This window comes from Pseudomonas sp. GW822-FHT07A10, assembly GCF_058798795.1.
Window position 1 is genome coordinate 1 of sequence record NZ_JBXAKV010000011.1, and the last position, 12,898, is coordinate 12,898.

Consider the following 12,898-nt stretch of genomic DNA (forward strand, 5'->3'; position numbering starts at 1 on the left):
GTGAGGCTCCAGCTTTGTGGGCCGGTGCCGGTCGGGTTGGTGCTGCCTTCCTGGCTCAAACGGAACAGGCCGTTCTGTCCGGAGGGCAGGCTGAAGCCGGGCAGACTCACCGGGTTAACCTGCTGTTGCGCCAGGTCCGGTGGTAGTTGTTGGTTCAGGGTGATGCGCGTGGAGAACTGGCTGCCCGAAGCACTGGTGCCCGTGCGGGGGCCACTGCCCACGTAGGTGTAGCCAGGGCGAACGACGCTGTTGTCGATGTTGTTCTGGGCGTTGATATTGACCGCACCGGCGGCCTGGATAATGGCGGCATAGCTCTGATCGCCGGTGGCCAACTGGGTGACCTGGCGGAACTCGGGCATCTCGACTTCGGTGGCGCCGATGAAGTGGGCCATTGCCGCTTCCAGGCCGGTGAGGTGGTTGGCGTCATAACCGCTGCTGGCAAACCAGTACTGATCGGTGAAGGCGCTGGCGGCATCAACCAAGCCGCCGGCGTCGTCGGTCCGTTCGCTGCGGTACACCCGCACCGTTTCGGTATCGTTGGTCTCTACGCCGGTGTTGGTCAGGTTGTTCAGCGTAGCGGTGAGGTTGCCGCTGGTGGCGATGGTGCTGCTCTGGTTAAACAGCTCGCCGCCGTTGATGTTCAGATTACCGCCAGCGGTGATGCTGGACGCCGCACTGGCGGCGGTCACTTCCAGTTTTTCACGCTGGGTGATTTCCCAGGTATGAGTTACCACGGGACCGCCGCAGTCATTGTTGTAATGCGGCCGGTTGCACGCACCCTCATCAATCCTGGCGGTGTAGATACCGCCATTACTGATGGTCAACAGCGCACGGATGTTTTGTATCGTGCTCGCCGCCAGGCTCATGCTGCCGTCGCTTTGAATCGACGCAGAACTGTTGACGATGCTGTCGGCCTGGGCGCCTTGTCCGTTACGGTCAATCGTGAGGTTGCCCAGGCTGTAGATGTTGGCGTAGCTGTTGTTCAGCGCATTGACCCGCAGGCCCATGTTGCCGCCGCTGAAGATCAGCCCGCGATCATTGACCAGCGAGCCGGTGGTGGCGGTCAGTTGTTGAGCGCTGGCCAGCGTCCCGAAGTTGTTGATCCCGCCGGCGTTCACGGTCAGGTTGGCAGCCGACGTCAAGCGCCCGGCATTGTTCAGTTGGCCACCCACCGACACGGTGGTGTCCCCTCCACCGGCAATGCTGGCGGCCGCGTTGAGGTTCAGTTGTGCGGCGCTCAGGCCGAGCGTTCCCCGGCTGCTGAGCCGACCGCTTCCCGAATAAGTACCGCCAAGGTCGATCTTCAAGTTGCCGTCACTGGCGATCAGGCCATCGTTGTTCCAGTTGCCGCCGCTGCCAGTCAGTTGGCTGACAGCCAAGAGCTGACCATTGGCAGTCTGGTTGAGGCTATTGATATTGACGGTCAGGCGATCGGCCTGGATTACGCTGTTGTTGGTCCATCCGTCAGCGGTCAGGGTCAGGCCACCGCGGGTGACGAAGCTGCCGCCGGCACCACCCAGTTGTCCGGTGGCAATGTCGAAGAGGCCAGTGCCGACGTGCAGCACGTTGCCGCCGACGTTCAGCAAACCACCGGCACCGAGGCTCAGGTCGTTGTTGGCGGATTCCACGGTGCCGTTGCGGTTGTCGAACACGCCACCGATGGTGAAGGCGGTTTTGCCAGTGCCGCCCAATGCACGCAGTTGTCCGGTCTGGTTATCGACGCTCGCCGCCGTGATGGCCAGGGTGCTTTCACTTTCGATGATGCCCAGGCGATTGTTCAATGCGCCGCGCAAGCTCAGGTCGATCTGCTGCCCGCCGATCTGCCCGTCGTTGTCACCGCTGTTGTCGAAGTTATTGCCGGTGACGCTGACCCGGCCCTTGGCGTAGAGGCCGCCATTGCGGTTGTCGAAGTTGCCGTTGGTGCCGGTGTCGACGATGGCGTCACCGGTTTGCGCGGTGATCCGCCCGCCATAGTTGTCGAGGCCGGCCAGTGCCTTGAGGTCCAGACTCTGGGCCTGAATGATCCCGCCCTGACGATTGTTGTTCAGGTCATAGCCGTTACGCAGTACGCCAGTGATATGGCTGCTGAAGGCGCCTTGCAGGCTGGAGAGCACACCGCCGCGGCTGTCGAGGCTGGCGGCGGTGATGTCGAGGTTGCCGCTCTTGGCGACGATGCGCCCGCTCTGGTTATCGATGGCGCCGCGAGTTTTCACCGTCAAGTCGCCCTGGCTTTGCAGGGTGCCCTTGGCGTTATCGAGGTTGACGGCGTTTAGCGTCAGGCCGGCGTTGCTGCTGAAGATCTGACCGTTGGCGCTGTTCTGTACGACGCCACTGGCCGTGAGCGTCAACCCATCATTGGCCGCGACAGTGCCGCCATTGCGGTTATCGAGGCCACCGGTCAACAGGCTCAGCAAACCCTGGCTTGCAAGCTGGCCGCCCTGGTTGTCGACCTGCTGCGCGCGCTGAATCACCAGCGGGCCGTTGCTCGCCAGTTTGCCGCTGGTATTGGTCAGGGTGCCGAGCAAATCGAGGGTGATCGCGCCCTTGCCCGCCAAGGTACCGGCGCTGTTGTTCAGATCGGTGCCGGTGAAGCTGATGTCCCGCTGGGCATTGATGGTTGCATTGGCGTTGCTGAGGGTTTGGGCCTGGATATCCAGAGCGGCGCCGCTGTCGATCAAACCGCCCTGGGCGTTATTCAGTGTTCCGGCAATGACGAAAGTTTGCGCACCGGCACTGGAAAGAATGCCGTTGTCGCTGTTGTCGAGGCTGGCCGCCGTGACCTTCAACGTGCCGTTACTGACCAGAGCGCCGGCGTTGCTGTTACGCACGGCACTGGTGAGGTCCACCAGCACGTCACCGTCGCGGCTCGACAAGGTGCCCTGATTGCGGTTGTCGAGGCTACCACCCAGAAGGCTCAGGCTTTGCCAGCCGGAAATCAGACCATTGAGGTTCGTGGTGACATCGGCGGTGAGGTCCAGTTGCTGACGACTGATGAGTTTGCCGTCGCTGTTGTCCAGGTTACGGCCCGTCAGCGTGTAGCTTTGGCTGCTGGAGAGTTCACCACCACGGTTGTTCAAGTCCCGCAGGTTGCGGATGCTCAGTTGACCGGTGGTGGTGATCAGGCCGTTGGCGTTGTTCAGGTCGCCCATGGCGCCGCTGAAGTCGATGGCAATGGCGCTGCCGAGCAACGAGCCGCCGTTCTGGTTGTTCAAGCTCGCCGCGTTGATGTTCAGGTTTTGGCTGGCGTTGATCAGTCCTTGGTCCTGATTGTCGAGCTGGCCGGTAACCCGAAGTTCGAGACCGGTGCGACTGGTCAGGGTGCCGCCGTTGTTGTTCAGGCTACCGGCCTGCACATCGACGTTGGCCGCCGCGATCAAGCCTTTGACGTTGGTCAGCGCCTGCTGCACGCGCAGGGTCACGGCCTGATTGCCGAGCAGTTTGCCGTCGCTGTTGTCGAGGCTGTCGGCCGCCAGCGTGAACGCCTGGGCACTGGATATTTCGCCGTTGCGGTTGTTCACCTGGGCGAGGTTTTTCAGCACCAGTGCCGGGGCATTGATCAAACCGTTCTGGTTATTCAGCTCACCGTGATTCAGGTCCAGGGTCAGCGACGTGTTACTGGTGAGCTGCCCGCCATCGTGTTGGTCGAGGCTGCTGACACTGACCGTCAGGGCCTTGTTGCTGGCGATCCGGCCTTTGCTGCTGTTATCGACCTGACCGGCGTTGAGGCTCAGGCTGTCGAGGCTGGTCAGTTTGCCGCCCTGGTTGTTCACCGCCCCCGTGGCGGTGATGCTCAAGGCCTGACCGGCGTTCACCAGCCCCGCCACGTTATCCAGCGTGGCCATGCGCAGCGTCGCGGTGGCCAGGCTCGAGAGCTCGCCAGTGCGGTTGTTCAGGTGACCGAGGGTGGCGTCGAGATGACCGGTACTGGTGATCAGACCGTTGCTGTTGAGGACCTGATTGGCCGTGAGGTTGAGATTGCCGCTGCTCAGCACCCGGCCGTTGTTCTGGTTGTCCAAAGTCCCGACGGTGATGTTGGCGGTTTGCCCGGCGCTCAACGTGCCGCCCTGATTGTTCAGGGTCTGGCTGGTGTTAACCGTCAGATTGCGGCTGGCCACCACGCTCTTGCCAGTGTTGGTGAAATTCTGCGCATTCAGGTTCACATCACCGCTGGCATTGCGGCTGGTATCGGCGTTGACCCCGGCTTCGATGATGCCGTTGTTGGTCAATACACCACCGGCCGTCAGCGCGATGCTGTCCCGGGCGGCGAGGGTTTGCTGGTTGGTCAGGTTGCCTTGGGTTTGCACGTTGACGGCGGTGCCGGCGTAGACCGGGCCACGCGCATCGAGACTGGCGGCTTTGACATTGACGGCGCCTGCGGCCGAGGTTTGCGCCAGGCTGAGATGGCCGTTGGCGTCGAGCTGGATATCACCACCGCTGGCGGCCAGGTTGCCATCGAGTTTCACCCCGACCCCGGCCTCGGTACCCACCAGTTTGATCGCCCCGGCGTACATGCCACCCAACGCCGAGGAGTCGATCGCCAGTTGTGGTTTGGCACTGCCGTCATCGGCGCGGGCGGTGGCGTTGAGGCTGTCGGCGTTGACGTCGTTGCGACCGGCGACGATGGTCAGGTTCTTCGCCTGAATCTCGGCGTTGATCTTCGCGCTGCGGGTGATGATTTCAAACTGGTCGACGTTGTTGGCGTTCAGCCCGGCGCCGTCGATGGAGACGCTGCCCTGATCGACCTGGAAGCGATCCAGACGACCACTACCGTCCAGCACCGGTTTGCCGGTGGTCAGGGTCACGCGCGGGGTGTTGATGAAGCCGCAGCCGTTGCAACTGATGCCGTAGGGGTTGGCCACGATGACCCGTGCCGACTGCCCCGCCACTTCGGTGTAACCGCGCAACTGGCTGGGGCTGCCGCCGACCACTTCGTTGAGGATGGTTTGCGCGGCGACCCCGTTGGTCAGGTTGGGGTTGCCGATGATGATCCCGCCCAGTTGCGTCGCGCCGGTCTGGTTGGCGACGTTGTTGAGGATGACGCCCTGGGTGCCGACGTTGTAATCGTGAAACTGGTTATGCGACAGCCCCGTGCCGTTGGGCGTGGCGATCTGGATAATCGGCACCCCGTTGCCCGCCTGCCCGAGGCTGGTGCCGGGCGTAGCCACCACGATCCCGTCGGCCTGGGCCCATATCGGCTGCCAGAACATGACGTTGGCCAACAGGAACGCCAACCTGCGCTTGGGCATGCCCCAGAAGTGCTCACGGTTTTTGACCGCAGCCGAGGGCTGGCCAGCGAGGAAGGCGTAGTGGCGAACGTCCATGTCAGTGTTCTCGAAGAGGCGTAATTAGAGAAAAAAATCCACGCGGAAGTAGATCGGCGCTTCGCGTTCGGTCAGCACGTCAGGGCGTTCCAGGGAATGGGCAAAAGTCACGCTGGCGGCCACATGCTGACCCCGGGCGAACAGCTCCACGGAGTCGCTGGACATGCGCCCGTGCTGATCGCCGTTGTAGCGGTCGCCACGGATCACGCCCTGGTCGTAACCCAGGCTGGTGCCGTATTCAGCGAACACCGGGCGCAGCCACTCCAGCGTCACCGGACGACTCCAGCGCAGGTCGTTGCGCCAGTAGCCGCCGCTGTCGCCGGACAACGACTGGTCCTTGTAACCGCGAATCGACGACTGCCCGCCAAGGCTGGTGCGCTGCGGGCTGAACAGCACGTCTTCACTGCGCTGGCCGGTCATCAGGCTGCTGAAACTGAAGGACTCGCCCCACAGCTTGAACGGCTGCAGATAGCTCGCGGTGGCGGTGTATTTGCGGTAACGCGCGTTCGGCTCGCCGGGGCCCGGATCACCGTTACCCTGGGCGTCGAACGCGCCGATGCCTTGTTGCATGCCCAGGTCGAGGTTGACGAAGGCACTGCCGACCCGCCGACCGTGGTTGATACCGAACTGCGCTTCGCTGATGCGGTTGCTGCTCAGCTTGAGCTTGCTGTCTTCGATGAAGTTGTTGGTGCGCAGGTACGAGAGACCGGTGCTGAGGGAGGTCTTGCTCAGGGCGTCGCGATGGATCACCCGCTCGGCGCGCAGCTGATGGTTTTCGCTGTCGCCAGTCTGCTTGAAATTGAAACCGTTGGCCTGGGCTTGCGAGCGGTACTCGCTCTGGCTGTAGGTGTAACTGAAGTTCCACCAGCCCCACGGCACGCTGTAATTGAGCATCGCGTTGTTGGAGGTGTGCTGGTGATCGCTCATCGCATCGTGACCACCACGCAGCATCAACTGATCGGCCAGGCCCAGCGGGCTGTCCCAATCGAACGTCGTGCCCCACTGCTGCTCGCCGGTGCTGCGCTGGCCGTCGTTACTGCGCGACAACCCGGCACGCCACGGCTTCTGCGGCGTGTTCTTGACCAGCACTTCACTGCCACCGACGTTCTTGCCCGGCGACAACTCCATCTGCGCCTGATTCGACGGCAAGCGGTTGAGCTGATCCACCATCTGCTCGATTTCCCGCAGATTGACCAGCTCCCCGCTCTTGCCGGGAAAAGCCATGGCCAGTTCACGGTCCGACAGCTGGCTGCCCTCCGCGCCCTTCAACCCTTCGAGCCGGCCCTCGACCACCAGCACCTTCAAATGCCCACCGGACAAATCCTGCTGCGGCAAGTAGGCACGGCTGGTGACCAGACCCTTCTCGATGTACAGATCGGTGATGACTTTCAGCAACTCGTTGAGCTGCGTAACGCCCAGGCACTGGCCGATGTAAGGCTTGAGCAGGCGATTTTTCTCGCCGTCCGAAAGACTGTCGGCGCCTTTGAGCTCGATGTCCTTGATGGGGAAACAACGGGCGTCGGCCGGGGCTGTCGGAGGCGCGGGTTTGGTTGCCTTGCCGGGTAATTCCTTGAGCTCCTCAAGACGCCGACGCTGCTCGTCGAGCAAGCGATCCTGACGTTCGCGGATCAGATCGGTTTCACCGGGGGTGGGGGCGGCGTGAGCAAGATTCAGCGGAGAAAGGCACAGCAAAGCCAGGCACAACCTCGCCACGAGGGCGGGTGGGTACATGTTCGATCCCTCGAATGGAGAGTAATGGCACAATGGTGGCGCGATATTAGATGGCCATTATTCTGGCGTCAATGAATGGATCCATTCGATGGAGGTTAAGGGACAACTTGTAATGGCTAAATCGGGCGCTTCCGACGAGAGCGCAGGACATTTCCTGATGTGGTGTAGAAAAATGCTCGCAACGCCAAGGCGCTGTAGTCCGCAGAGAAAAAGCCGAGTGCCAAACGGCAGGATCTTTTTTTAAGCAATAAAAAACCCGGACTCTGTCCGGGTTTCATTGATAGCGACCATGAACGGCTGCTATCGACTGCTACAGGTTTAATGTCTGCTTTAGGTATCAGAAGTTAGCCGGGGTGTTGGCGCTGATGATTTCTGCCTCATCCGCCCCAATATTGCGAAACCGATGCGGCAGCGTCGTCGGGAAGTAATACCCATCCCCGGCATTCAACACACTAATCTGCCCATCCACCGTCAACTCAACCGTGCCGCGAGTTACGAGCCCACACTCCTCCCCCTCAGCATGCACGATTGGCTCTTCCCCAGAGCTCGCCCCAGGCGCGTATTGCTCGCGCAACAGCCGCATCTGCCGACTCGGCACCGAAGCCCCGATCAACAACAACCGCAACCCATGACGCCCGAGATCCGGCTGTTCATTGGCGCGAAACACGTACTGATGCTCGCGCGGCGGTTGGTCGAAGGTGAAGAAGTCCGCCAAGGACATGGGGATGCCTTCGAGCAGTTTTTTAAGGGAGCTGACGGAGGGACTGACGCGATTCTGTTCGATCAGGGAGATGGTGGCATTGGTGACGCCGCTACGCCGGGCCAGCTCGCGCTGGGACAGTTTATAGCTTTCGCGTACTAATTTGAGTCGTGAGCCCGTGTCCATGACAGCCTTATGTGAGAACTACTTAAGGGGTAATGGGGGTGGGTGGCGGGCGACTGGTGGCCGCGGATTACGCCGTTTCCCGTCCCGGAACCGTGGAAGGCGGGTATTAAATCACGTTTGTCGGTGCAGCTCAGCAGGTTCGATAAACGGCTGGCAAAAAAGCTGTCGGCTTCTGATGTCAGTCAGTTCTGGTTTAGAAACTGTGGCGAGGGGGCTTGCCCCCGTCGGGTCGCGAAGCGGCCCAAAAACCTGCCCACGCGGCGTATCAGGTACACCGAATGGGCTGATTTTACGACTGCTTCGCAGCCGAACGGGGGCAAGCCCCCTCGCCACAGGATTGATGCGTAGGCTTGGCCGGCGGAGACCGCCGGCAGGTTCAACCTAGATGCCGAAGCGGTCTCGCAAGGCGTAATACGCCGCGCCCATGGCGGTGAGTGGGGCCTGGAAGGTGCGGCCGCCGAGCATCGGCATGTGTGGCAGGGAGGCGAAGGCGTCGAAGCGTTCGGCGTCGCCGCGGATCATTTCCGAGATCAGTTTGCCGGCCAGGTGCGAGCAAGTGACGCCGTGGCCACTGTAGCCTTGCATGTAATAGGCGTTTTTCTCGATGCGGCCGAATTGCGGCATGCGCGACATGGTCAGCAGGAAGTTGCCGGTCCAGCGGTAGTCGATTTTCACGTCCTTGAGTTGCGGGAAGGTCTCGAGGATCTTCGGGCGGATCAGTTGTTCGATGTCGTCCGGCTCGCGGGCGCCGTAGACCACGCCGCCGCCGTACAGCAGGCGGTTGTCGGCGGTGAGGCGGTAGTAGTCGAGCAGGTAATTGCAGTCTTCGACGCAGTAGTTATTGGTGATCAGGCTGCGGGCGACCTTCTCCGACAACGGCTCGGTGACGACGATTTGCGAACCGCAGGGCATGCTTTTGCGGGTCACGCGGTTGTCGAGGTCTTGCGGCAGGTAGGCGTTGCCGGCGATCAGCAGGTACTTGGCCCGCACCACGCCTTTGGCGGTGCGCACAGTAATCGGCTCGCCGTAGGAGATGTCTACGGCGGCGGATTGTTCGTAGATTTTGCCGCCCAGGCGAATGATCGCAGCGGCTTCGCCCAGGGCCAGGTTCAGCGGGTGGATGTGACCACCCTGCATGTCCAGCAGGCCGCCGACGTAGTTGTCGCAACCGACTTCGCGCTGGATGTCCGAGGCGTCGAGCATTTTCAGGTTGTTGTTGCCGTAGCGTTCCCAGTTACGCTTCTGCTCGGCCAGGCCATTGAGCTGCTTCTTGTTCAGCGCTGCGAAGATGCCACCGGGGCGGTAGTCGCATTTGATGTCGTATTCCTTGATGCGCGAACGGATGATGTCGGCGCCTTCGAAGATCATGCTGCCAAGGACTTCGGCGGTCTTGTCGCCGTAGCGCTCTTCGATTACATCGACGTCGCGGCTGTAGGAGTTGACCAACTGACCGCCGTTGCGACCGCTGGCGCCGAAGCCGACTTTGGCTGCTTCCAGTACCGTTACGCTATAGCCCGCTTCGCTGAGGAACAGCGCCGAGGACAGCCCGGTGTAGCCGGCGCCGATCACGCAGACATCGCATTCCACCAGTTCTTCAAGCACCGGGTAATCGCCGGTCTGGTTGCGGGTTGCGGCGTAATAGCTGTTTACATGATTTTGTGTAGAGCTGTGTTTCATACATTTCTCCGAGGGCCGCCGGCCTATGCCGGCGACCGCCGCTGTAAAAGTGTTAGAGCTTGATCCAGGTCGCTTTGAGTTCGGTGTACTTGTCGAACGCGTGCAGCGATTTGTCCCGACCGTTACCCGACTGCTTGAACCCGCCGAACGGCGCGGTCATGTCGCCGCCGTCGTACTGGTTGACCCAGACGCTGCCGGCGCGCAAGCCGCGAGCGAAGGTGTGGGCCTTGCTGAGATTGCTGGTCCACACACCAGCGGCGAGGCCGAAGATGCTGTCGTTGGCGATCTGCAGGGCTTCTTCAGCGGTGTCAAAGGTGATCAACGACAGCACCGGGCCGAAGATTTCTTCCCGGGCGATGGTCATGGCATTGGTCACGCCGTCGAAAATCGCTGGCTCCACGTACAGGCCACCGGTGCCTTCGAGGGCACGATTGCCGCCAGCAATCAGTTGCGCGCCCTGGTCTTTGCCGACCTGGATGTAGCGCAGCACATTGTCCAATTGGCGCTGGTCGACGACGGCGCCGACGGTGGTTTCAGGGTCGAGCGCATGCCCCGGTTTCCAGGCTTGCAGCGCCTCCACCAGCAACGGAATGAACTGCTCGCGGATCGAGCGCTCCACCAGCAGGCGCGAGCCGGCGGTGCAGACTTCGCCCTGGTTGAAGGCAATCGCACTGGCCGCTGCCCGAGCCGCTGCGCGCAAGTCCGGCGCATCGGCGAACACCACGTTCGGGCTCTTGCCGCCCGCCTCCAGCCACACCCGTTTCATGTTGCTTTGCCCGGCGTAGATCATCAGTTGCTTGGCAATCGCGGTGGAGCCAGTGAAGGCCAGCACGTCGACGTCCATGTGCAACGCCAGCGCCTTGCCGACGGTGTGACCGAAGCCCGGCAACACGTTGAACACGCCTTTGGGGATGCCGGCGTCGAGGGCCAGTTGCGCGATGCGGATCGCCGTCAGCGGTGATTTTTCCGAAGGCTTGAGGATGAACGAGTTGCCTGCCGCCAAGGCTGGGGCGAACTTCCAGCTGGCCATGATCAGCGGGAAGTTCCACGGCACGATCGCGGCGACCACGCCTGCCGGCTCACGAGTGACGAGGCCCAATTGGTCGTGCGGGGTGGCGGCGACTTCGTCATAGATCTTGTCGATGGCTTCGGCGTTCCAGCGGATCGCGTTGGCGGCCGCTGGAATGTCGATGCTCATGGAATCGCTGATCGGTTTACCCATGTCGAGGGTTTCCAGCAGCGCCAGTTCTTCCTGGTTGGCCAGAATCAAGTCCGCGAAGCGAATCAAGATGCGCTTGCGTTCTGCGGGCGCCAACCGCGCCCAGATGCCGGATTCAAATGCACGGCGCGCGACGGCGACTGCCGCATTGGCGTCGGCTTCGTCGGTGCTGGCGATGTTCGCCAGAAAGCGGCCGTCGACCGGGCTGATGCATTCGAAGGTGTCGCCACTGAGTGCCGGGCAGTATTGGCCGTCGATGAATGCGCGGCCTTCCAGTGTCAAGGACTGGAAGCGTTGCTCCCAGTCGCTGCGAGTGTTTGTCATGGTTGTGACTCGACGCAGAGGAATAGTTGATCGTTCTATTGGTGCCGGCGAATGTCGCGTGTCAGGTGATTTCGATGGTGGCTGTGCTGGTGCCTTCGCGGGCAAGCCTCGCTCCTACAAGGGACGCATCATCCCTGTAGGAGCGAGGCTTGCCCGCGAAGGGGGCCTCACATTCGACATCAATGGCATTGACCCACCGTTCAGGCCCATCAAACCGTGTGCAGGTACCAGTTGTACTCAAGGTCTGAAATGGAGTTCTCGAACTCGGCCAGCTCGCTTTCCTTGCACGCCACGAACACGTCGATGTACAGCGGGTCGATGTAGCGCGCCATGACTTCGCTGTCGTCCAGTTCGCGCAATGCATCGCGCAGGTTGTTCGGCAGGCTTTGCTCGTTCTGCTCGTAGCTATTGCCTTCCACCGGGGCGCCCGGCTCGATTTCGTTGGTCAGGCCGTGGTGAATACCGGCCAGTACCGAAGCCATCAGCAGGTACGGGTTGGCATCGGCGCCGGCGACACGATGCTCGATGCGTACGGCATCCGCCGAACCGGTGGGTACGCGCACCGCCACGGTACGGTTGTCGATGCCCCAGCTTGGCGAGTTCGGTACGTAGAACTGCGCGCCGAAACGACGGTAGGAGTTGACGTTCGGGCAGAGGAACGCCATCTGCGCCGGCAGGGTCTCGAGCACACCGCCGATCGCATGTCGCAGCGCGGCGTTCTGCTCGGGATCCTCGCTGGCGAAGATGTTGTTGCCTTGTTTGTCGAGAATCGAAATGTGCACGTGCAGACCGTTGCCCGCCTGACCCGGATATGGCTTGGCCATAAACGTGGTGTCCATCTCGTGGTCGTAGGCGATGTTCTTCACCAGACGCTTGAGCAGCACCGCGTAGTCGCAGGCCTTTATAGGGTCGGAGACGTGATGCAGGTTGACTTCGAATTGCGCCGGGGCGCTTTCCTTGACGATGGCGTCAGCCGGGATGCCCTGCTCTTTCGCACCTTCGAGGATGTCTTGCAGGCAGTCGACGTATTCATCCAGATCGTCGATCAGGTACACCTGCGTCGAGTGCGGACGCTTGCCCGACACCGGCGAGCGTGGCGACTGCGGACGACCGTTCACGTTGTCCTGGTCGATCAGGTAGAACTCCAGTTCGAACGCCGCGCAAATGGTCAGGCCCATGTCATCGAACTTGCTCACCACCTGACGCAGCACTTCGCGCGGGTCAGCAAAGAACGGCTGGCCTTCGAGCTCATGCATGGTCATCAGCAATTGCGCGGTCGGGCGCTTCTGCCAGGGTTCGATGCTGAGGGTATCGGGGATGGGATAGCAGATGCGATCCGAGTCGCCGATGTCCAGACCCAGGCCGGTGCTTTCCACCGTGGAACCGTTGATGTCCAGGGCAAACAGTGACGCCGGCAGGTTGATGCCTTTTTCGTAGACCTTGTGAAGACTGGTGCGCTCGATGCGCTTGCCGCGCACCACACCGTTCATATCCGCAATCAGAAGGTCGACGTACAAAACCTCAGGATGTTGCTTAAGGAATGCGTTTGCTTCGTTGAGTTGAACGGCACGCAGAGGGACCGACATGATGCACCTATTAGCTGTTAATTATTATGTTCACTTCACCTGCGAGAGCCAGTCAACCCGAACGGCAAAGTGAAGTCAATAGCGAACACATGGCCTTTCAGCCTTTATTTTCTGGCCTTTTTTGGGCACCAGAGTGCCATATCAGGCTTGAACA

General features: G+C 61.3%; 6 protein-coding genes. All 6 read right to left on the bottom strand.

Annotation, left to right across the window (positions count from 1 at the left end):
* Nucleotides 1–5,321, bottom strand: a 5,321-nt coding sequence (locus AC1RL4_RS18770; RefSeq protein WP_493119902.1) for a two-partner secretion domain-containing protein, incomplete at its 3' end; no start/stop codon positions are given.
* Nucleotides 5,322–5,345: 24 nt separating this feature from the next.
* On the bottom strand, nucleotides 5,346–7,052 hold the full coding sequence (locus AC1RL4_RS18775; RefSeq protein WP_019580266.1) for a ShlB/FhaC/HecB family hemolysin secretion/activation protein: 1,707 nt from the start codon (nucleotides 7,050–7,052) through the stop codon (nucleotides 5,346–5,348).
* Between the two features lie 337 nt (nucleotides 7,053–7,389).
* Entirely contained in the window at nucleotides 7,390–7,938 is a 549-nt protein-coding gene (locus tag AC1RL4_RS18780) for a cupin domain-containing protein (protein WP_008011722.1), read from the bottom strand.
* Between the two features lie 381 nt (nucleotides 7,939–8,319).
* Nucleotides 8,320–9,615 carry an NAD(P)/FAD-dependent oxidoreductase gene (locus AC1RL4_RS18785; RefSeq protein ID WP_230175638.1) on the bottom strand — a complete coding sequence of 432 codons (1,296 nt, stop codon included), beginning with the start codon at nucleotides 9,613–9,615 and terminating at the stop codon, nucleotides 8,320–8,322.
* 52 nt (nucleotides 9,616–9,667) lie between these two features.
* A complete protein-coding gene (locus AC1RL4_RS18790; protein ID WP_230175637.1) occupies nucleotides 9,668–11,158 on the bottom strand; it encodes an aldehyde dehydrogenase in 1,491 nt (496 codons plus the stop codon).
* 209 nt (nucleotides 11,159–11,367) lie between these two features.
* On the bottom strand, nucleotides 11,368–12,744 hold the full coding sequence (locus AC1RL4_RS18795; RefSeq protein ID WP_018930106.1) for a glutamine synthetase family protein: 1,377 nt from the start codon (nucleotides 12,742–12,744) through the stop codon (nucleotides 11,368–11,370).
* Nucleotides 12,745–12,898: the final 154 nt, after the last annotated feature.